Raw genomic sequence first — 20,589 nt, 5'->3', positions numbered from 1 at the left:
GCGTCCGCCGTGCGCGTTCCCGGCCGTGTCCGCCGGGGCGCGCGCCCTGGTCAGCGGCGCAGTACGAGGTCCCGGAAGACGTCGGCGGAGACGGCGAGTCCGCCGCCGAAGGGATCGTCGAGGTCCCAGATCAGGAACAGCAGGAAGGCGATGAGCGCGCTGAACAGACCGGCGAGCAGCAACTCCTTCGGTGAGCGCCGGATCTGGAGGGTGAAGATCAGTCCGACCGTCACCAGCGCGCCGGTGATCAGGCCGAACCACACCATCCCCGGCATCGTCGCGCCCACGCTCTGGCTGCGCGACGTGCGGGCCTCGTCGACGGCGGCGACCTCGTCGACCAGCGGCTGGTACGCCTGGGCGCCGAGGTCGGACGTGGGCGCGTACTGCGAGACGTCCTTGCGGAGCGTGTCGAGCAACGCGTTGCCCCGCGGCTCCAGTTCGCTGTGGTTCTTCATGTACGGCCACTCCTTGTCGGCCACGAACGCCGCGTAGGCGTTCACGTCCGCGCGGATCCGGTCGCGTACGTCAACGGGATACACCTGCGCCCGCGCGCTCACCTCGTGCAACGCCTGTGCCTCGGCGAGGACTTCGGCCTGTGCCCCGCTCCTCCCCTCCCAGACACCGGCGATGGCCAGACCGAGCACGATCGCGTAGACCACGCCGATCATCATGACCATGTACTCGATGACGTCGGGTGTCTCCGACGGATCGTCGTCCGCGTGGACCTTGCGCGTACGCAGGACGACCACGCCGAGGACCACAGCGCAGACCGCGGCCATCGCGATCACCAGCGCCAACCACTGCGACATGCGGAAATCCCCCTTGTTTCACGTTCAGTTGTTCCTGCTGCGACCGGAGTTGGAGCCGGAGGAGCCGGGCCGCAGGACGGCGACGGCCAGCACGGCGGGCACGGTGGTGAGCATCATCGTGATCATCAGCGACCGGCGGTGCTCCTTCGGCGCCGCGACCGGCGCCGGCGCCTTCTCCGGCCAGTGCACCGCCACCGGGGCGGCGGGCGGCGCGGGTTGGGACCGCGGCACCGGCGCGGGAGCCGGTACGGGTGCGGCGGTGGGTACGGGCTGCGGTACGGGTGCGGGCGCCGGGGGCTTCGGCGCGGGTCTGGGACGTGGCGTCACCGCCGCTTTCTGACTCGGCGTGGGAGTCGGGGTCGGAGTGGGTGTCGGCGTGGGCGTGGGGGTCGGAGTCGGGGTCGGTGTGGGCGTGGGCGTAGGAGTCGGTGTGGGGGTGGGAGTCGGCGTGGGGGTCGGTGTCGGGGTCGGGCACGGCTTCGGATGGTGGTGGTGGCGGTGGCAGAGCCACGTCCAGGGCCACTGGTCCGGCCAGTACCCGCACCAGGGCACATACGGGTCGGGGTGGTGGTAACCGGGCCCGTGATGATCGGGCCGGTGCCGTCCGGGGTCGTGGTCCGCGGGGGCGTGGTGCCCGGGGTCGTGGTGATCCGGGTCAGCGTGGTCCGGGCCGTGATGACCGGGGTCGTGCCATACGGGCTCGTGGTGCGTCGGCTGGTGCCGTACGGGCTCGTGGCGGTCGGGCACACGGCTGGGCGCGGGCGAGGTCGTCGGCACGGCCGTGGGCGCGGGATCGGTCCTGTGGGTGGGAACAGACGTGGGCGCGGCCGTACGCGTCGGTTCGGGCGCGGGCGCGGGTGTGGTCGTGGGAGCGGGATTGGGTGTGGGTGCCCGGGTGGGCGGGGATGTGGGACCGGGATCGGGCCGGGAGGGCCGCGTCCGTGTCGGTGCGGGTGTGGGTGTCGATGTCCGGGTCGGTTCCGGACCGGGCGACGCGCGGTGCGACGGCGCGGGCGACGCGGCCTCGGACGGTACGGGCGACGCGTGGTGCGATGGGTGACGGGACGGCTCGGCGGGGCATGACTCCGCTCTGCCGTGGCCCGCTCCCGCCGGGCACCGCGCGCGCGGCTCGGCCGAGGCCACCGCGCCGAGTCCCCACGATCCTGCCGCCATCGTCACGACAAGCAGCGCCGTCCAACCGCGGACGCGCCTCCCCCTAGAAGTGGTCACCCTTCATGGTCAGCATGCGCGCGGCACGTGCCGACGCTTCCCGCGACCGTTCCCCCAAAGGAGTAACGAAGGCATCAAACCCTCGATTTTCCGCGCGAATCAGCGCCGCCCGCACCGGCCGCCGCGCGGGCGTGACCGGACCCGACTCGCAGCGGTTGAGGACCAGTTGGGCGCGGTCGCGGGCGCCGGTCCCCCGCGCGGCGGGGCGCGTCAGGCGGGGTCGTGCGGTGCGGCGGCCCCGTCCGTACACGCGTGCGCGCGGGGGGTCAGCGGGAGGTCGGCCGCGACCCGGAATCCGCCTCCGGCGAGGGGGCCCGCCGTCAGGGTGCCGCCGACGCTGCGGACGCGTTCGCGCATGCCGATCAGACCGAAGCCGGGGCCGAGGTCGTGCCCGTGGGCGGGGCCGTCGTGAGGGCTGTCGTGAGGGCCGAGGTGGAGGTTGGTGCCGGGGCCGGGCCGGGGACCCGAGCCGACGGCCGCCCCGCCGTCGTCGGTGATCTCGACCAGCAGCGAGCCGGGGCCGACGCGCACGGTCACCTCGGCCCGCGCCCCGGCCCCCGCGTGCCGGGTGGTGTTCGTCAGGGCCTCCTGCACGATGCGGTACGCGGCGGCCTCGACGGCGGGCGGGATGTGCGGGTCCGCGCCGCCGGAGGAAGCACCTCGCGCCGTAAGCACGTGGAGCCGGGCCCCGGCCGGGCGGGCGAGGTCCGACAGCGCGGCCAGACCGGGCAACGGCCCCTCGTCGGCGGCCCGTTCGCCGTACCGCAGCACCTCCAGCGTGGTGCGCACCTCGACGCGGGCCGCGCGGCAGGTGTCCGCGATGCCGTCCAGCGCCTTGGACACCGCCGCCCGGTCGAACTCCTCGGGCGCCACCGTCATCACGTGCGCGGCCACCGCCGTCTGCACGCCGATCAGCGTGATGCTGTGCGCGAGCAGGTCGTGCAGGTCACGGGCGATCCGCAGCCGTTCCTCCGCCACCCGCCGGGCCGCCACCTCCTCCCGCGTCCGCTCGGCGCGCTCGGCCCGCTGCGTGGTCGCGGCCACCAACTGGCGGTGCACGCGCACGGTCGCGCCCGCCACCAGCACCGCCGCGATCCAGCCCGAGGTCCGCAGCGTGTCCACCGCTCCCCCGGCGTCCGAGACCCAGTCCGCCGCCACCGTGCCGCCGACGACCACCGTCCCGATGGCCGCCGCCCGCCACACCGGGCTCGTGGCCGCCGCCGTGAACAGCAGCGTCATCGAGCCCAGCACCGGCGCCGCGTGCGGATACCCGAGCGCGTGGTACGGCCCGAGGAACGCAACCGTCACCACCAGCGCGGCCGTCGTGTGCGTCCGCCGCCACAGCAGCGGGATCTGGCAGCAGACCAGCAGCGTCCAGCCCAGCGCGTCGGGACGCGTCCCCGGCGTCAGCAGGGCCAGCGGCACCGACAGCGCCGCCAGCCCCGCCGCGAGCGCCGCGTCCTGGCGCGTCACGCGCCGCCCTCGCGGGCTCACCCCCGTTCGCCCGGCGCCGGGCGGCTCAGGGCGCCGGGCCACCAGACCCGGCGGCGCAGCAGCAGCGCGGCCGAGGTCACCAGGAAGGTGCGGACGAGGAAGGTGTCGAGCAGGACGCCGACGGCGATGACGAAGCCGAGTTCCGCGAGCTGGACGAGAGGCATGTTCATCAGGACGGAGAAGGTCGCGGCGAGGACGACACCTGCCGAGGTGATGACGCCGCCGGTGGAGTGGAGCGCGCCGAGGGTGGCCTCGCGGGGGCCTGCGCCGTTGAGCGCCTCTTCGCGCATGCGGTGCATGAGGAAGATGCCGTAGTCGACGCCGAGGGCGACGAGGAAGACGAAGGAGAGCAGCGCGAGTCCTGGATCGGTGCCGTGGAAGCCGAGGACCGGGCCGAAGACGAGGCCGCCGATGCCCAGGGCGGCGCCCCAGACGGCGACGACCGCGGCGACGAGCAGCAGCGGCGCGACCAGGGACCGCAGCAGGAGGACGAGGATGAGCAGGACGGCGGCGAGGGTGATCGGGATGACGATGCCGCGGTCGCGCTGGTTGGTGTGCTGGAGGTCGAGCTGCTGGGCGCTGGGGCCGCCGACGTAGGAGCCGGGGAGTCCGGTGCGCAGGGCCTTGATGGTGGCGGTCTCGGCCGCGGTCTGCGGCGGGCCCGCGGTGGTGACGAAGAATTCGCTCCAGCCGTCGGCGGTGCGCCCGGCGCGCACGTCGGTGACGCCTCGGGTGGAGCGGGCGGCGGCCCGCGCGGCCTCGGCGCGGTCGGCGGGCGCGATGACGGCGACGGGACGGCTGCCCTGGTCGGGGTAGGCCGCGCCGAGAATCCGCATGGCGGTGATCGCGTCGGGCTCGCTGCTGAACATGTCCTGCTGCTTGACGCTGCCGGGCAGGTTGAGCACGCCGACGGCGAGGGCGCCGAGCAGCAGCACACCGCCGACGAGCACCGCGACCGGCCTGCGGCCGACGCCGTCGCCGATCGCGACGAAGGCGCCGCGCCGCTGCTTCGGCTCGCTGCCGTGGGCGGGGATCAGCGGCCAGAACACGCGGCGGCCGAGGACGACGAGGACGGCGGGCAGCAGCGTCACCATGGCGAGCAGCGCGCAGACGACGCCCACGGCGGCCGTCGGGCCCATGCCCCGGCTGCTGTTGAGGTCCGCGGCCAGCAGGCAGAGCATGCCCGCGGCGACGGTGCCCGCGGAGGCCAGGACCGCGGGCGCGGCTTTGCGCAGGGCGGTGCGCATGGCGTCGTACGGGCGCTCGGTGCGGCGCAGTTCCTCGCGGTAGCGGGCCACGAGCAGCAGCGCGTAGTCCGTGCCGACGCCGAAGACGAGGATGGTCATCACACCGGAGCTCTGGCCGCTGACGGTGACGCCGAACGCCTGGTTGAGGCCGTAGGTGACCGCCATCGACAGCACGTCGGCGGCGCCCGCGCAGATCAGCGGGATCAGCCACAGCACGGGGCTGCGGTAGATGAGGATCAGCAGGACGGCGACGACGAGGACCGTGGTGTAGAGGAGCGGGCCGCCGAGCGCGCTGTAGACCTCGGCGCTGTCGGTGTCCAGGGCGCCCTGTCCGCCGACCTTCACCGTCAGCCCCGAGCCGCCCGTGGCGACGTCCCTGACCCCGTCCACGAAGTCGGTTCTGGCCTGGGAGTCCTGGCCCGGCGCCGTGGTCGACAGCGGGTACATCAGCGTGGTGCCGTCCTTGGACGGCACGGCCCGCGGGGCGTCCCCGGTGAGCCGGTTCGTACGGGCGATCTCGGCGGTCTGCCGCGCGGCGGTGGCCCGGTCGGCCGCGGTGAGGCCGCCGTCGCGGTGGTAGACCACGACGATGTCGGTCGTCTCGCCGCCGGGCAGCGACGCCTGGATCTTGGCCGCCCGCGTGGAGTCCGCGCTGTTCGGCAGGTAGTCCACGACGCTGTCGCGCTGGACGTCACCGAGCCTGGCGGACAGCGGTATCGCGACCGCCAGCACCCCGACCCACAGCGCGAGCATCAGCCACGGCAGCTTCCGCGCCCGACCCCCGCCCGCCCCGCCCGGCGGCGCGGCGCCCCCGTCACGTACCCCGCTGACCTGCTCCGCGGTCCTCATCCCGGCCTCCCCTTGCGACGAACGACTGATCGCCTCCATCGTCAAGGCGTGACAGCCACGGAACGTCGCGCCAGCGGCGGACATCGCCGTACCCCCGCGGGCGGTACGGGCCGCGCCGTTACATCCACGGGAGTACGGACGCGGCCCGGTCGGCCGGTGGCCCCGGCCCGGTGTCAGCGCAGGTGATCGGGAAGTGCCGCCTTCGCCGCCTCGAACAGCAGCGGCCAGGGGAAGTCGTCCGGGGCGTCCTGGCCGGGCGGGTGGGGGACGAAGCCGCCCTCGCCGTAGAAGACCCTCACCCCGGCCACGCGCAGTTCGTCGACCGACCGGTCGAAGGCGGGGTGCCGGGCGGAGGCGGTGTTCACGCACGGCATCGTCACCAAGGGGATGCCCCTGCCGATGGCCTCGGCCGCGACGCCGACGACGAAGTGGTCGGTGATCCCGAGCGCCCACTGGTTGATCGTGTTGAAGGTGGCCGGCGCGACGGCGATCACGTCCGCGGGCGGCCAGACGTCCGGCTCACCGGGCTTCTTGTACCCGCTGCGCACCGGGTGTCCGGTCAGCTTCGTCAGCTTCTTCGTCTGGGTGAAGAGCCAGTCGGCGGCGGCGGGCGTCAGACCGAGGCAGACGTCCCACCCGGCTCGTTGCGCGCCCTCGACGACCGAGGCGATATCCAGTACCGGGGGTGCGGCGGAGCCGAACAGATAGAGCACGGGGCGCGTCATGACCCCACCCAACCCCGACCGTGACGGGCCACGCAACCGCCCCCGGCCGCCGCGCACGGGCCGGGGGCGGCACACGGAGCGGGACAGGGAAGAGGCCCCTGTCCAAGGACGCTGGACAGGGGCCCGGGGGCTTCCGAGGGTGGGCGTGGACGGTTTCGAACCGCCGACATCCGCCTTGTAAGGGCGGCGCTCTACCACTGAGCTACACGCCCTCGGTGAGTTCGACGTCACAGGTTACCCTGCCCTGGGGCGTGATCAGCAACCACGGGGCCGTGGGGACCGGGCGGTGTGTTCGGGGCGGCCTGGTGGGAGGATGGGTCCGACGGTGGTCGGCGGCGATCTGCGGGGAGAGAGTGTCACGGTGACGACGGCACGTTCGTGGTGGCGACGCGGCGACAATCACCGTGCGGAGGCGCAGGCGGCGAAGGACGCCGCGTCACAGGCGTTCTACGAGCTGGACACGGCGCAGCGCGATCTGGAGATCTCGATAGAGACGATCTCGGCGGTGGACGACTCCCCCGAGGCGCGCCGGGCGCTGGCCGGATTCCGGTCGCTGGGCGAGCGCATCGACCAGGTGAGCGCGGCCTACATCAACACCGTGGACGCGCACGACATCGACCGGGACGAGCTGGACGCGGGCACGGCGGCGCGGGCGCGCACCGAGCTGACGAAGGCCAAGGACGAGCTGGACAGGGCCAAGACCGAGCTGGAGCGTTTCTCCGCGGGTCTCGCGCCGCTGCTCGGCAAGGCGGAGACGCAACTCGCCCGGCTGGCGCCCGCCGTGGAGCGGGCCAAGCAGTCGCTGCTGGCAGCGACGAACGCGCTGGACGGGGTCCGCGCGGTCGGGCTGAAGGCGGACGACCTCGCGGCCCGGCTGGCCGCGCTGGCACCCGAGCTGACCAGGCTGAACGAGGGCGCGAGCAAGCACGGCGTGCAGGAGACCGTCCAGCGGGCCGACGATGTGCGCCGCAAGGCGGACGCGGTGCGGACCGAGGCGGAGCGGCTGCCCGAGCAGGCCAGGGAGATGGACAAGCGGCTGGTGTCGCTGCGCACGCGCGTGCAGGCGCTGGCGACGCGGGCCGAGGGCGTGGACCCGGTGCTCAGCGAATTGCGGCGGCGGTTCTCGCTGGCGTGCTGGCAGGACCTCCAGCAGGTGCCCGAGCGGGCCGCGCAGGCGGTACGGCAGGCGGAGACGGCGCTGGCCGAGGCGCGCAAGGCGCGGGACGAGCAGCGCTGGCCGGACGCCACGTCACGGCTGGCGACGGTCAGGGCGCTGATGGACGACGTGGAGGGCGCGGTGTCCGCGGCCGGTGACCGGCTGCGGCAGCTCAACGAGGTGAGCAAGGACCCGAAGGGCGAGGTCGAGAAGACCCGCTTCGCGATCCGGGACGCGCAGCGGCTGGCCATGCAGGGGCGTTCGACGCCGGAGCCGCGGCACGCCCGCCCGCTGGACGACGCGGTGGCGCGCCTCGACCGCGCGGTGGCCGCGCTGGAGGGCAGGCACCCGGACTACTGGGCGTTCCTCACCGAGACCGCAGCGGTGCGCGAGACCGCGAACCGCGTGGTGGCCAACATCCGTGAGGACCGCGCGGCCGGGCGCTGAGCACCCCTGGCCGGTCTCCTGCTCCGGCGACCGGCGGTACGGCCGGACCGGCGTTGTACGGCCGGACCGGCGTTCATACGACCGGACCGGCGTTCGTACAGCCGGACCGGCAAACGTACGATCCGACCGCCGCCCGTACCGGCCCCGGTCCCGTCCGTTCAGTTACAGCAGCCGCCACCGCAGCATCCGCCGCCGCCGTTGCCGCTCGCCGGGGCGGGACCGGCCGACGACGAGGACGAGGACGACGAGGAGCCGACCGCGACCGTCGAGAGCAGCTTCACGGTGTCGTCGTGACCCTTGGGGCAGACGGTCGGGGCGTCCGACTGGGACATGGGGCGGCGCAGCTCGAAGGTGGAGCCACAGGTCTTGCAGCGGTACTCGTAGCGAGGCATGGGCCCAGGGTAGCGGGGACGCGGCCCGCGGAGGGCGTTCCTCCACAGGTCACCCCGGCGTCGCCGGCCGCCGGGAACGATGTGCCGGACTTCGCGCACTGCCGCCCGCTGCCGCAAGCCCCGCGCCGCCGGCCCGTGACCCGGGGTGACCCGCGCGGAGCGCCGGATTCCGGACCCCGGCCTATCCTGGAGGAGCAGCGGCCTCGATTCCCCTTCAGCGAAGGAGGCCGGTCATATGCGACTCGACGATCATCTGCCCGTGGACCACAAGCTGAGCCAGATGTACCGCTTCGGCGCCGGTCTGATGGGCCTGATCCTGGTCGTCTTCGGGATCCTCGGACTCCTCAACGGCGTGTCGTTCCTGTCCAAGGCGGGCGACCGGATCGCCGGGCTGAACTCCAACGGCGCGCTCAGCACGATCTCCATCGTCATCGGCGTGCTGCTCTTCGCCGGGATGGTGAAGGGCGGCAACTTCGCCTCGACCCTCAACATCGTCGTCGGCGTCGCCTTCCTGCTCAGCGGGTTCGTCAATCTCGCCCTGCTGGACACCGGCAGCAACCTTCTGGCGTTCAAGATGTCGAACGTGCTGTTCAGCTTCGCGGTCGGCGTGATGCTGATGTTCTTCGGCATGTACGGGCGGGTGACCGGCGGGCTGCCGCACGACAATCCGTACTGGCGCAAGCGCCACCCCCAGCAGGCAGCCCGCGAGGAGGAGGCCCGGGCGGCGGTGACCACCCGGCGGCCGCCTCCCCGCGGACTGCCGCAGCACTGACCCCGTGACGGTCCTGCCGGAGTGACTACTTCTTACGGGCCAGGGTCAGGCCGTCCGCGACGGTGAGCAGGACGTCGTCCACCCGGTCGTCCGCGCGTACGTGGTCGTTGAACGCGCGGATGGCCGCGGCGCCGCCGGTCGCGTCCTCGTCCACGACCTCGCCGTGGAAGAGCGTGTTGTCGACGACGAGCAGGCCGCCCGGGTTCATGCGCGGCACCAACTCCTCCCAGTAGTCGGTGTAGGACCCCTTGTCGGCGTCCAGGAACACCAGGTCGATCCACTGGCCGCCGGGCAGCGCCTTGAGCGTGTCGATGGCCGGGGCGATCCGCAGGTCGACGCGGTCGGCGACGCCCGCCTTGGCCCAGGCGTCCTGGCCGACGGCGGTCCACTCCTCGGAGACGTCGCAGGCGATGAGCCTGCCGTCGGCGGGCAGGGCCTGGGCCATCGACAGGGTCGAGAAGCCGGTGAAGGTGCCGACCTCCACGATCTGCTTGGCGCCGGTCAGGCGGACGAGGAAGGCCAGCAGCGGGCCCTGCTCCTCAGCGGTCTGGAGCCCGGCCACATCGGCGAGGCGGGCGTGCGTGGTCTCGACCAGTTCCCGCTGGACGGCGTCCAGCGGCGGGTTGTGCGCGAGGACGTATCCGTAGAGCTCGGGTGTGAGCTGCGGGTTCTTCGTTTCGGACAAGGGTCTTCTCCCTGGTGCGGCGCTCAGGGCCCGTCCGGGCCCTAGGGTGACGGAATGCTCGTGGATGACGCGGTCGCCTTGGTCCCCAGCATTCCAGGCCGGAGGGCTCTGCTGGGGCTGGCGGGCGCCCCGGCCGCCGGGAAGTCGACTCTGGCGCGGCGGCTGGTGTCCGGGGTGAACGACCGGGTGGGCGCGGGGACGGCCGCGTATGTGCCGATGGACGGGTTCCATCTGTCCAACGCGCAGTTGGACCGGCTGGGGCTGCGGGACCGCAAGGGCGCGCCCGAGACGTTCGACGTGGACGGCTACGTCCACCTGCTGCGGCGGCTGCGCGGTGACCGTCAACACCCGGTCTACGCGCCCGACTTCGACCGGCGCCTGGACGAGCCGGTGGCGGCCGGGCTGGTCGTCGCGCCCGGTGTCCGGCTCGTCGTCACCGAGGGCAATTACCTCGCCGACGACGGTGCCGGGTGGGAGCAGGTCCGTGACCTGCTGGACGAGCTCTGGTACGTCGACGCGCCGCGTCAGCTGCGTGAGCGGCGGCTGCTGCGACGGCACGTGCGCGGGGGGCGCAGCGAGCTGGAGGCCCGGGCCTTTATCGCTGCGAGCGAGCGGCCCAACGCGCGACGCGTAGAGCGCTCCCGCGCCTATTGCACCCGGGTGGTGGCCCCGGGGCACTGACCCCGGGCCCCGGAGCGGTTCCTCTCAGCCGGGGCGCCGGCCACGCGTTTTTTGGGGGCGCGGGGAACTGCGCGGCCCGCCCCCACCGGGCTGTCAGCCCGAGAACAGACAGCGTCTGCCCCGCTGGGGCCGGTTTTCAAGGCGCGCCACCGTCGGTGGCTGGTCGCGCAGTTCCCCGCGCCCCTAAAAAACAGGCCCTGCGCGGGGGCGGCGTTAGAGGGCGTTGCGCATCCGCAGGATGATCTCTTCGCCGGCGGCGACGCCGACCGTGGCGAGGCCGGTGACGTGGGGGGCGGTCCAGCCGGAGTCGGCCAGCTCGCCGTGGCCGGGGCGCCAGCCCTCATCGGCGGCGAGGAGCAGATCGGCGTCGAGGAGGGAGTCGCCGGCGGCGAGGACGCGGTCGGCGCCGGTGCGGCGGACGACCTCGGCGAGGGCGGCGGACTTGCTGAGCGGCAGCGGCACGGCGTAGATCTTGCGGCCCTGGAGGGAGACGGTCCAGCCGCGGGGTTCGGCCCAGGCGGCGAGTTCCTTGACCCAGCCGGCGGGGAGGCGTTCGCGGTCGACCACGAGGTAGGCGAAGAGGTCTTCCGCGATGCGCTCCTTGCGCAGCCACGCGGGGTCGGCGGTCGCGGCGAGGTGGGCGCGTACCTCGTCCAGCGGCGCGGAGCCGTCGGCGAGACGGCGGCGGATCTCGGCGTTCCAGTCGTGGTCGGTGCGGCCGTCGACCAGGAGGTGGCCGCCGTTGGCGCAGATGGCGTACCGCGGCTGGGGTCCGGGCAGGCTGATCCGGCGGTACTGCTTGCGGGTGCGGGTGGTGGAGGGCACGAACTGCCCGGCCTCCGCGGCGAGTCGCACCAGCAGCGCCGCGGCGGTCTCGGTCATGTAGGACAGCGGCTTCGCCTCGTGCACCTCGACGCAGAGCAGGCGCGGCGCGTGCTCGTCGGCCATGGTGAGGGCGAGCGCCGCCGTGGAGTAGATCAGGGTGCGGTCGAGGTCGCTGGCGACCAGCGTGCGGTTCTGACGGGTACTCACTTCGCGTCCACCGCCTTGCCGTCGGTCCCGGTGGCCCCTCGGGTGTAGCGGGGGTGGATGAGACCCACGCAGGAGTACGGCAGCCCGTCCACCTCCTCGACCGGTACGCCGCGCTGTGCGGCCAGCAGGCGGACGTGGTCGAGGTCGGCGCCGACGCCGCGCTGGGCGAGGATCTTCCAGGGCACTCGGCGCAGCAGCACGCGGGTGGTCTCGCCGACGCCGGGCTTGACGAGGTTCACGTCGCCGATGCCGTACTCCTGGCTGATCCGCTCGACCGCGGCCCAGCCCGCCCAGGTGGGTGAACGGTCGGCGGAGCGCAGCGACTTGACGTCCTCGGCGACGGCGTCGCCGACCCGGTCGAAGGCGGCGGTGACGGTGTCGAGGAAGAGCCCGGAGACGTCGGCGCCCGCCAGCTCGCGGTAGAACTTCGCGCCGTGGTAGTCGTCGGGCCCGGTCAGGTCGGCGCGCAGCACGGTGCGCGAAATGAGGCCGGAGACCGTGGAGTTGAGGCACGCGGAGGGGATCAGGAAGTCGTCGCGGGTGCCGTAGGTGGACACGCAGCCGCCGGGGTCGGCGAGCACCGCGATGTCCGGGTCGAAGACGCCTTCGCCGTCGAAGTCCTTGACGGCTTCGGCCAGTTCGCGGGTGATGGCGCCCTTGCCCGTCCAGCCGTCGACGAACACGGCGTTCGCCGCGTCGTGGTGGGCGGCCAGCCAGCTCAGCGCGTTGCGGTCGATGCCCCGGCCGCGGACGATGGAGACGGCGTAGTGCGGCAGGTCCAGGCCGTGCGCGTGCCGGGCCCAGCGGCGCATCAGCACGCCGACCGGGGTGCCAGCGCGGGCCAGCGAGACCAGGACGGCGTCAGGGCCGCGCTCGGCGAGCACGAGTTCGGTGACGGCGCCGACCGCGCGCGCGATGCGTTCGGCGGAGCCGTCGAGGGCGGCCTTGAACAGGTCCTGGTACGCGGCGCTCGGCTGGTACTCGACGGGCAGCGACTCGGCGTAGTGCGCGCCGCCGCTCTGGATGGCCTCCTCGCGCTCCTCGGTCGGCGCTTCCAGCTCGACCTCCGACAGGTCCTTGAGCAGCCAGCCGACCTCGTCCGCCGCGTACGACGAGAAGGCGGGGCCGCGCAGGGGCTCGGGCAGCGGTCGGGCGGTGGCGCTCACAGGGGCGGGGCTCATCGGTGCGGCGTGTCCGTTCGGTCGGGGACGGGACTCGGTTCCGGCGGTGAGCCGGGACCGCAACCGGGCGTGCAGCCGGGGCCGCGGCCGGTAGGTGGGGACGACGGCGACCAGTACGCGGTCGGTGTGCGCGGCGAGCTGGGCGATCAGGCCGCCGGGCCCGTACAGCTCGGGGGTCTCGCCCGCGGAGTCGATGACGCAGACGACCGCGTTGAAGCCCGCGCCCGCCACGTTGTACGCGTACCGGTCGCCGGGGCCGTCGCTGGGCTCGTCGTGGGCGGGGAACACGATCCGGCTGCGGATGGCGTAGCCGGGGTCGTCGACGGCCAGCACCGGCGAGCGGGTGGTGGTGGAGTAGCGCACGTCGAGAGCGCCGCCAGGGGCCGCCTGCGAGCCCCCAAGGCCCGCGTCCGCTGCGGCGGTGTGCCGCCCCAGGCCCTCAAGGCCCGCGTCCGCTGCGGCGGTGTGCCGCCGCAGCGCCTCCGCCAGCCGCAGCGGGGCGTACATCAGCTCCTCGTTGCCGAGGACGAGGACGCGGCGGGCGCCGGGCGGGAGCGCGGCGGCCAGCCGCTGTCCCATCGCGGGCAGCGCGGCCTCCAGGGCGGCGCGGTGCTCGGGCAGGAAGCCGTGCCTGCCGCCGTCCGGCACCCCGGCCGGCCAGTCCAGCTCGACGTGCGTGAGGTCGTAGTAGTCGGCGGGCGCGGGCGGCGGCGTCTCGTGGGCGGCCACCAGGGCCTGGCCGCGCTCCAGCACGCCCTCGGGGAGCGTGACGGCCCCCGCGACCAGGGCGACGACGTCCACGCGGGCGCCGAGTTCCGCCGCGAAGTCCTCCAGCCGCGCCTGGTCGGCGGCGGACCGCATGTCGGTGAGGGCGACCACCACATACCGCTCGCGCGGGTGGCGTCCGTGCAGGTCACGGATGGTGTTGAGGATGGTCTGGCCGGTGGAGAACTCGTCGTCGACGAGGACCAGCGGGCCGCTGCCCGCCAGCAGCGCCGGGTCCTCGGGGAGCAGCAGGTGCCCGGTGGCGTGGCTGTGCTCCTCCTGGAAGCCGCCGCCCGCCGCGACGCCCGCGACCTCGCGCCGGGTGGAGTGCAGGTACGGCACACCGCCGACGCCGTCGGCGACGCAGTGGCCGAGCCCTGTCGCGGTCTCGGCGTAGCCGAGGACCACGGCGTCGGCGACCGCGTCCGGGCCGAGCAGGTCGCGGACCCGCTCGCCGAGCGCGTACGCGGAGCCGTAGACCGCGCGCGGGTCCTGCGGGACGTGCTTGCCGAGGATGTTGGAGACCAGCAGGTGGGCGCGCTTGGGGTTGCGGCGCAGCGCGAGGCCGAGCACTCCGTGCAGGCCCTCGCCCACCAGGCCGATGCCCAGCCGGTCCGCGACCCACTGGCCCGGCCAGGGCGTGTGCGTTGCCATGCGGTGCTTCTCTTCCGTTCGGTGCGAGCGCGGCGCGGGGGCCGTGCTCAGGGCTGGGCGCGGCGCCTGGCCGTGCTCAGGACTGCGCTGGAGGCTGTTCCGGGACCGCGCTCAGGACTGCGGCAGGCTCGCCGCGAGCAGTTCCACGAAGCCGATGTCCTCCTGGGCGACGCCGAAAACCTCGGCGCGGCGCATGGTGCGCTCCGCCCAGGCGCGGTGCGGCTTCACCTCGTTCATCTTGTTGGTGTACGCGGACCGCATGACGCCGCCGCCGGAGCGGTCCTCGTCGAGTATGTCGGCCGCGTCGCAGAACTCCTCGTGCGTGACGACGCTCAGCGCGTGCACGACGGGCACGTGGGTGGGGTGGATGCAGGTCTTGCCCTGGAGGCCGTTGGCGCGGTCCAGCTCGATCTCGCGGAGCAGTCCGTCCATGTCGCGCTCGATGAGGGTGTCGCGCAGGTCCTCGGCCTCGGGGGTGAAGGGGCTGCGGCGCAGTTGCGGCTTGAACATCCGCTCGTGGTGCCTGAAGTACTCCCAGACCGGTCCCGTCACGGTGAAGCCGCTGCCGTCGGCGCGGCCGAGGACGTTGACCACGTCGGCGATCACCGAGGCGACGATCTGCACGTCGTAGGCGGTCATCGCGGGGGCGCGGCGCAGGCCGTAGGAGGAGCAGAAGTCGGTGACGCCCAGGCGCAGGGCGAGCACCCGCTCGCGGTATTTGTCGACCGTCCTGGATATCCCGTAGAGCGTCTCGACCCGGCTCTCCAGGTGCAGGAGCTGCGGGGACTCCAGTACGGGCATGGCGAAAAGGCGCCGCCCGCTGGCGGCCTCCGCGTGCGCCATGGCCTCCAGGAAGGGGACGCCGGTCTCCTCGGTGAACTTGGGCAGCACGAATCCGGACAGCAGTTCCACGGTGCCGCCGAGCCGTGTCACCAGGTCGGTGATCTGCGCGGGCGTGCGGACCCGGATGAACAGCAGCGGAAGGGCCGCCTCCGGCCGGGTCGCGAGATCGGCGAACTGCCGGACGAGATTGGCCTCACCTGCGACGACGTCGCGGTCGTCGATGGAGTCCTCCAGGCACAGGACCATCGACACCACACCCCGGGCGGCCTGCTTCACCACGTCGTCCGCGAGCTGCGGGCGGGTGGCGGGGCTGTAGAGGGTGGCGCCGAGGGCGACCGCGAGCATGCGTGCGGGCGAGTCGGCAGTGAACTCCTGCGGCTCGCGGTGAAACAGTTCGCTCCTGGCTTCAGGAGCGAGGTGCCCGAAGTGTCGCATACGCCCCATTTCGAGGTAGTGAGCCCGATGATATCTGGCCGATTATCGTACGTGCGAGCATGGGGTAGAGGTTCCCTCCACACGTGAAAAACAGGTAACCGCGGCGGGTCCACCGCGTGACCGTCCCGCCCGGCGTTGTGGCGCACGCCACGGGGAGGGCAGGATGACCGGTATGACGCACGTGATGGTGAAGGGCTCGAACACCCCACTGGACGCCCCCGGAATCCGGGCGGTACTGCGCTGGACCCCGGCGTCCGGTTCCCCCGATGTTGACGCCTCCGTGCTGCTGCTCGGTTCCAACGGCAAGGTCCGTTCCGACGCCGACTTCGTCTTCTACAACGAACCGCGCCACCCCTCGGGGCTCGCCCGTCACCTGCCCAAGAAACGCGTCTCCGGCAGCCTGACCGACACCGTCGAGGTCGACCTGGCCGCCCTCGGCTCCGACGTGGACCGCGTCGTGATCGTCGCCTCCTGCGACGGCGGCCCCTTCGCGCAGGTCCAGGACCTGTGTGTGCTCCTCTACGACACCACGGGGCCGCAGCACGCGCCCGTCATCACCTTCGAGGTGCGCCCCGACACCGGCTACGAGACCGCCCTGAACTGCGGCGAGATCTACCGCAAGGACGGCGGCTGGAAATTCCGCGCCCTGGGCCAGGGGTACGACACCGGTCTGGTCGGCGTGGCCACCGAATTCGGCATCGCGGTGGACGACGTCGAGGGCGGCGACTCCGACCGTACTGCCGTACCGGCCACGACCGCGCCGCCCACCGTCTCCCCGGCGGCGCCGCCCACGGCCGGGCCGGTGTCCCAGCAGACCGCGCCGTACGCCCAGGAGCCGGAGCCCGCGCCCACCAGTGCGTACGGATACCCGCTCCAGGCTCCCTCGCCCGGCCACGTGCCCGCACAGCCCGCCTACGGCTACCCGCAGCCCGTGGCGGCCACCACGGCCCCCGCGGTCCACCAGCAGCCGCAGCAGGGCTACCCGGCGTACGGCTACCCGCAGCCGGTGGCCGCCGCCGCCAACGACGGCGGCTTCCAACTGCCGCCGCAGGGACCCCAGTTCCAGTCGGGCAGCTGACCCGCGCGGACAGCGCGCCGGACGCGGTCAGACCTTGGACTTGTAGCCGCGGCCCCACTGGAGGCCCCAGCCGTAGAGCCGGTCGATCTCGGCCTGGAAGCCGTAGACGTACCTGACCTCGCGGCGCACGACCAGCTCGCCCTTGCGGTTCTCGATCAGCACGACGGCGCACGAACGGGCCTGCGGCTCCCGCTCGTTGAGCGGGATCTCGATGCGCGGGCCCGAGGTCGGGAAGATCTCGACCTTCGCGTGCGTGCGGTCGAAGGCGGGCGTGCCGTCGTAGATGTAGACGAAGACCAGCAGCCGCCGGAATTCGTCCCGCTTGTCGAAGTTGATGTACAGCGTCTCGCCCGAGGTGCCGCCGAACCGGTCGTCGCCGCTCATCTGGATGTACGGCGGCGCGTCCAGGTCGCCCAGCAGATTGCCGAGCGGCTGGACAACTCCCTTGCTGCCGTCGGCCAGTTCGTACATGCAGGCCAGGTCGAGGTCGACATTGACCATGGCGGGTCCGGCCGCCTGCACCACGCGCGGTTTGAAGACGTCGAGCTGGCGGCGGAAGAACCCGCCGTTGGAGGTGGCCCAGCCACCGGTGTCGGATGTCCGCATCGACCACGAGAGGTTGACCCGGAGGTTGCCGACGGCCGCTCCCTGCTTGGACAGCGACACCATCGGGTGCCGCTTGGTGAGTTCCACGGTGTGCGCGTTCGCGACGTCGAACTGCTGCCCGCCGCTCGGCCGCAGAAAACTCCACCAGGCCATCTGCCCTCGCCCTCCCCTGACATGAGGCTGCCCCCGCCGGACGGCGGGGGCAGCGCTGGCGCGACCGGGGTCAGACCCCGCTCGCGACTTCCGCCTTGTCGTCGTCCTTGTCACCGTCCGGTTGCCCGGAGTCTTCCCCGAGTCGGCGGTTGCGTACCACCGAGGACCAGTACGAAGCGGCGATCAGCACCACGCCGACCAGACCGGTGATGACCTCGCTGACGTCGTACTTGATCGTGACGAGCAGGATGACGGCCAGCGCGCCGATCGCGTAGTGCGCTCCGTGCTCCAGGTAGACGTAGTCGTCCAGGGTGCCCTTGCGGACCAGGAAGACGGTCAGCGACCTGATGTACATCGCGCCGATGCCGAGACCCAGCGCGATCTCGAAGATGTCGTTGCTGACCGCGAAGGCGCCGACGACACCGTCGAAGGAGAAGGACGCGTCGATGACTTCGAGGTAGAGGAACATGAAGAACGCGGCCTTGCCCGCCAGGCCCACGACCTGTCCGGTGCTGACGCCGTTGCCGTTCTTCGCCGCGACGGGCTCCGCTCCGCCCGCTTCCGCGCCGTCCTCGTCGTCCTCGTCGTCGTCCTCCAGCCGCTCCTCGAAGAAGCTGGAGACACCGCCGACGATGAGATACGTGAGCAGGCCGCCGACGCCCGCCAGCAGCACCGTCTCACCCTTGTCGATGGTGCCGTGACCGCCGTGCAGCGGGACGCCGGTGGCGACGGTGGTGGCGGCGACGAGCAGCGCGACCAGCGCGACCACGACGGAGAGCATGTCCAGCTTGCCGACCTTGGCCAGCGGCTTCTCCAGCCAGCCCAGCCAGGTGATCTCCCGCTCCTCGAAGATGAAGTCGAGGAAGATCATCAGCAGGAACATGCCACCGAAGGCGGCGATCGCCGGGTGCGCGCCGGTGACCAGCGCCTCGTAGCGGTCGTGGTCGTTGATCGCGACCCTGACCGCTTCCCACGGACTGAGCTTGGCCGTGATGGCGACGATGATGATCGGGAAGACGAGCCTCATGCCGAAGACGGCGATCAGCACGCCGATGGTGAGGAACATCTTCTGCCAGAAGGCATTCATCTTGCGGAGGATGCCCGCGTTGATCACCGCGTTGTCGAACGAGAGTGAGATCTCGAGGACCGACAGGATCGCGACAATGGCCAGGCCCTTCCAGCCCCAGAGGACGCCGGCCAGGGCGAGGCCGGCGGCAGTGATGCCGAACGACCAGCCGAATGTTCTGAGGAGCACGAGCTACCTACCTATTTCCCTGATGATCACGAGGACCCCCGCGAGGTACGCGGCTTTACGAAACGTTGACCCCGAAGTCTAGGGCGATGCCGCGCAGTCCGGAGGCGTACCCCTGACCTACCGCACGGAACTTCCACTCGCCGCTGTAGCGGTAGAGCTCGCCGAAGATCATCGCGGTCTCGGTCGAGGCGTCCTCGGTCAGGTCGTAACGGGCCAGTTCGGCGCCGTCCGCCTGGTTGAGCACCCGGATGTACGCGTTGCTGACCTGGCCGAAGGTCTGGGAACGGGCGTCGGCGTCGTAGATCGAGACCGGGAAGACGATCTTGTCGACGCGCTCGGGGACGAGGCTCAGGTCCACCAGGATCGTCTCGTCGTCACCGCCGGTGCCGCCGACCAGTTCGTCGCCGGTGTGCTCGACGGAACCCTCCGGGCTCTTGAGGTTGTTGTAGAAGACGAAGAACTCGTCTCCCAGGACCCGGCCGTTGCCGCAGAGCAGCGCGCTGGCGTCCAGGTCGAAGTCGGCTCCGGTGGTCGAGCGGGAACTCCAGCCGAGACCGATCTGCACCTTGGTGAGATTCGGCGCGGCCTTGGAGAGGGAGACATTGCCTCCCTTGGCGAGCGTGACGCCCATCGTGTTTCGTTCCTCCCCGTCGCAGGGTGTGCTGGGTGGGTCCTGGGTGCTGGGTGGGCCCTGGGTCCTGGGTCCGCCAGGGACGGGCGGCGCCCGGTGGCCGGGCGCCGCACCGCGATCAGACGTTGACGCCGAAGTCCTGGGCGATGCCGCGCAGTCCCGAGGCGTAGCCCTGGCCGATGGCGCGGAACTTCCACTCCGCGCCGTGCCGGTACAGCTCGCCGAAGACCATGGCGGTCTCGGTCGAGGCGTCCTCGGTCAGGTCGTAGCGGGCCAGCTCGCGCTGGTCCGCCGCGTTGAGCACCCGGATGTAGGCGTTGCGCACCTGGCCGAAGCTCTGCTGGCGGCTCTCGGCCTCGTAGATGGAGACGGGGAAGACGATCTTCGCGACATCGGCCGGGACACCGGCCAGATTCACGTTGATGACCTCGTCGTCGCCCTCGCCCTCACCGGTGAGGTTGTCACCGGTGTGCACCACGGAGCCGTCGGGGCTGGTGAGGTTGTTGAAGAAGACGAAGTGCGCGTCGGAGAGCACCTTGCCCTGGTCGCTGGTGAGCAGCGCGCTCGCGTCGAGGTCGAAGTCGTTGCCGGTGGTGGTGCGGGCGTCCCAGCCCAGACCGACGACGACGGCCGTGAGATTCGGCGCCTCCTTGGTCAGCGAGACGTTGCCACCCTTGCTGAGGCTGACTCCCACGAGTCCTCCCAAATCGGTTCGTGCGTGCTGTGTGCGTGGCGTACGCGTGCACAGATCCTGCGCTGGTGCCGGATCAACGTGCCGAGCTTAGTGACGGGTTCCCGAGGTCTACAGCGATTCGAGCGCCTTTGCGTAGTCGTGAAGATCGCGGGCGTCCGGCAGCCCGTTGACGACGGTCCAGCGCACGGTGCCCTCCTTGTCGATGACGAAGGTGCCGCGCAGGGCGCAGCCCTTGTCCTCGGCGAAGACGCCGTAGGCGCGGGAGACCGCGCCGTGCGGCCAGAAGTCGGACAGCAGCGGGTAGTCCAGGCCCTCCTGGTCGGCGAAGACCCGCAGCGAGTGCATCGAGTCGCAGGAGACGGCGAGCAGTTGCACGTCCGCGTTCTGGAACGCGGGCAGCTCGTCGCGCAGCGCGCACAGCTCGCCGGTGCACACGCCGGTGAAGGCGAAGGGGTAGAAGAGCAGCACGACGTTCTTCCGGCCGCGGAAGTCGGCCAGGCGCAGGGTACGGCCGTGCTGGTCGGGCAGGGCGAAGTCGGGTGCCGGGGCGCCGACCGCGGGGATCTCGTGGGCTGCGCTGATCTCGCTCATCGCGCGGGCGTCCCTTCTCGGGGGAGGCGCGGGACCCGGCGCGGCCGTCGCGACCGCCGCAGGGCCGCGACACAGGGTGGGCCAAGCGCGCGGTTGCCCCCGCCCCCCCGGCGGCGGGGGGGGACCCCCGGGGCGCCGGGGGGGGGGGGGCGGCCGGCCCGGGGGGCCGCCCCACCGCCGGGGC

At 72.4% G+C, this 20,589-nt stretch carries 19 protein-coding genes and 1 tRNA gene; 5 read left to right on the top strand and 15 right to left on the bottom strand.

All coding sequences use genetic code 11. From position 1 onward, the window contains the following. Positions 1-50: 50 nt before the first annotated feature. Positions 51-809: a DUF4239 domain-containing protein gene (locus tag ABZX65_RS35615; RefSeq protein ID WP_355349982.1), complete on the bottom strand. Its 759-nt coding sequence runs from the start codon at positions 807-809 to the stop codon at positions 51-53. Positions 810-915: 106 nt separating this feature from the next. Between ABZX65_RS35615 and ABZX65_RS35610 the strand changes: the two genes are divergently transcribed. Then, entirely contained in the window at positions 916-1,149 is a 234-nt protein-coding gene (locus ABZX65_RS35610; RefSeq protein ID WP_355349979.1) for a hypothetical protein, read from the top strand. A gap of 1,100 nt (positions 1,150-2,249) precedes the next feature. On the opposite strand, the gene ABZX65_RS35605 is transcribed toward ABZX65_RS35610, so the two are convergent. The 4 genes from ABZX65_RS35605 to ABZX65_RS35590 form a co-directional block, all read right to left on the bottom strand. Beyond that, positions 2,250-3,512, bottom strand: coding sequence for a sensor histidine kinase (locus tag ABZX65_RS35605; protein WP_355349977.1), 1,263 nt, complete (start codon positions 3,510-3,512; stop codon positions 2,250-2,252). Positions 3,513-3,529: 17 nt separating this feature from the next. Further along, on the bottom strand, positions 3,530-5,533 hold the full coding sequence (locus ABZX65_RS35600; RefSeq protein WP_355350001.1) for an MMPL family transporter: 2,004 nt from the start codon (positions 5,531-5,533) through the stop codon (positions 3,530-3,532). A gap of 269 nt (positions 5,534-5,802) precedes the next feature. Then, positions 5,803-6,354, bottom strand: coding sequence for a flavoprotein (locus ABZX65_RS35595; RefSeq protein WP_355349975.1), 552 nt, complete (start codon positions 6,352-6,354; stop codon positions 5,803-5,805). A 140-nt stretch (positions 6,355-6,494) separates the two neighbouring features. Further along, positions 6,495-6,566: transfer RNA gene (locus ABZX65_RS35590), tRNA-Val, on the bottom strand. Positions 6,567-6,715: 149 nt separating this feature from the next. On the opposite strand from ABZX65_RS35590, the gene ABZX65_RS35585 reads away from it, so the two are divergent. Continuing rightward, positions 6,716-7,957 (top strand): hypothetical protein, encoded by a 1,242-nt coding sequence (locus ABZX65_RS35585; protein WP_355349974.1) that lies wholly within the window; start codon positions 6,716-6,718, stop codon positions 7,955-7,957. A gap of 158 nt (positions 7,958-8,115) precedes the next feature. On the opposite strand, the gene ABZX65_RS35580 is transcribed toward ABZX65_RS35585, so the two are convergent. Next, a complete protein-coding gene (locus ABZX65_RS35580) occupies positions 8,116-8,349 on the bottom strand; it encodes a zinc ribbon domain-containing protein (protein ID WP_355349971.1) in 234 nt (77 codons plus the stop codon). 235 nt (positions 8,350-8,584) lie between these two features. Here ABZX65_RS35580 and ABZX65_RS35575 point away from each other — a divergent pair, with 235 nt between their 5' ends. Further along, positions 8,585-9,121, top strand: a complete 537-nt coding sequence (locus ABZX65_RS35575; protein WP_355349968.1) for a DUF4383 domain-containing protein — start codon at positions 8,585-8,587, stop codon at positions 9,119-9,121. A 25-nt stretch (positions 9,122-9,146) separates the two neighbouring features. Here the strand turns inward: ABZX65_RS35575 and ABZX65_RS35570 are convergent, their stop codons facing one another. Next, complete coding sequence (locus ABZX65_RS35570; protein ID WP_355349965.1) at positions 9,147-9,806, bottom strand: O-methyltransferase; 660 nt, start codon at positions 9,804-9,806, stop codon at positions 9,147-9,149. A gap of 54 nt (positions 9,807-9,860) precedes the next feature. Here ABZX65_RS35570 and ABZX65_RS35565 point away from each other — a divergent pair, with 54 nt between their 5' ends. Beyond that, positions 9,861-10,487, top strand: coding sequence for a nucleoside/nucleotide kinase family protein (locus tag ABZX65_RS35565; protein WP_355349962.1), 627 nt, complete (start codon positions 9,861-9,863; stop codon positions 10,485-10,487). 213 nt (positions 10,488-10,700) lie between these two features. On the opposite strand, the gene ABZX65_RS35560 is transcribed toward ABZX65_RS35565, so the two are convergent. The 3 genes from ABZX65_RS35560 to ABZX65_RS35550 form a co-directional block, all read right to left on the bottom strand. After that, the gene (locus ABZX65_RS35560) at positions 10,701-11,519 is read right to left on the bottom strand and encodes an HAD family hydrolase (protein WP_355349959.1); all 819 of its coding nucleotides are present in this window, start codon (positions 11,517-11,519) and stop codon (positions 10,701-10,703) included. Further along, positions 11,516-14,119: a phosphoribosyltransferase gene (locus tag ABZX65_RS35555; RefSeq protein ID WP_355349956.1), complete on the bottom strand. Its 2,604-nt coding sequence runs from the start codon at positions 14,117-14,119 to the stop codon at positions 11,516-11,518. Before ABZX65_RS35555 ends, ABZX65_RS35560 begins: the two co-directional genes overlap by 4 nt. A gap of 111 nt (positions 14,120-14,230) precedes the next feature. Continuing rightward, positions 14,231-15,397: an HpcH/HpaI aldolase/citrate lyase family protein gene (locus ABZX65_RS35550; protein ID WP_355349953.1), complete on the bottom strand. Its 1,167-nt coding sequence runs from the start codon at positions 15,395-15,397 to the stop codon at positions 14,231-14,233. A gap of 163 nt (positions 15,398-15,560) precedes the next feature. Here ABZX65_RS35550 and ABZX65_RS35545 point away from each other — a divergent pair, with 163 nt between their 5' ends. Beyond that, complete coding sequence (locus tag ABZX65_RS35545) at positions 15,561-16,475, top strand: TerD family protein (RefSeq protein WP_355349950.1); 915 nt, start codon at positions 15,561-15,563, stop codon at positions 16,473-16,475. A 27-nt stretch (positions 16,476-16,502) separates the two neighbouring features. Here the strand turns inward: ABZX65_RS35545 and ABZX65_RS35540 are convergent, their stop codons facing one another. The 5 genes from ABZX65_RS35540 to ABZX65_RS35520 all read right to left on the bottom strand — a co-directional run bounded on the left by ABZX65_RS35540 (position 16,503) and on the right by ABZX65_RS35520 (position 20,405). After that, the gene (locus ABZX65_RS35540; protein WP_355349947.1) at positions 16,503-17,234 is read right to left on the bottom strand and encodes a Tellurium resistance; all 732 of its coding nucleotides are present in this window, start codon (positions 17,232-17,234) and stop codon (positions 16,503-16,505) included. 70 nt (positions 17,235-17,304) lie between these two features. Then, positions 17,305-18,489: a DUF475 domain-containing protein gene (locus ABZX65_RS35535; RefSeq protein WP_355349944.1), complete on the bottom strand. Its 1,185-nt coding sequence runs from the start codon at positions 18,487-18,489 to the stop codon at positions 17,305-17,307. Between the two features lie 55 nt (positions 18,490-18,544). Further along, a complete protein-coding gene (locus ABZX65_RS35530; protein ID WP_355349942.1) occupies positions 18,545-19,120 on the bottom strand; it encodes a TerD family protein in 576 nt (191 codons plus the stop codon). 118 nt (positions 19,121-19,238) lie between these two features. Continuing rightward, complete coding sequence (locus tag ABZX65_RS35525) at positions 19,239-19,814, bottom strand: TerD family protein (RefSeq protein WP_188285108.1); 576 nt, start codon at positions 19,812-19,814, stop codon at positions 19,239-19,241. 108 nt (positions 19,815-19,922) lie between these two features. Next, positions 19,923-20,405: a peroxiredoxin gene (locus ABZX65_RS35520; RefSeq protein ID WP_355349940.1), complete on the bottom strand. Its 483-nt coding sequence runs from the start codon at positions 20,403-20,405 to the stop codon at positions 19,923-19,925. Positions 20,406-20,589 lie beyond the last annotated feature (184 nt).

This window comes from Streptomyces sp. NPDC003300 (assembly GCF_040610915.1).
Classification (GTDB): Bacteria; Actinomycetota; Actinomycetes; order Streptomycetales; family Streptomycetaceae; genus Actinacidiphila.
Note: the sequence above shows the minus strand (reverse complement) of the source record. Positions and strands in the feature narration are given on the sequence as shown.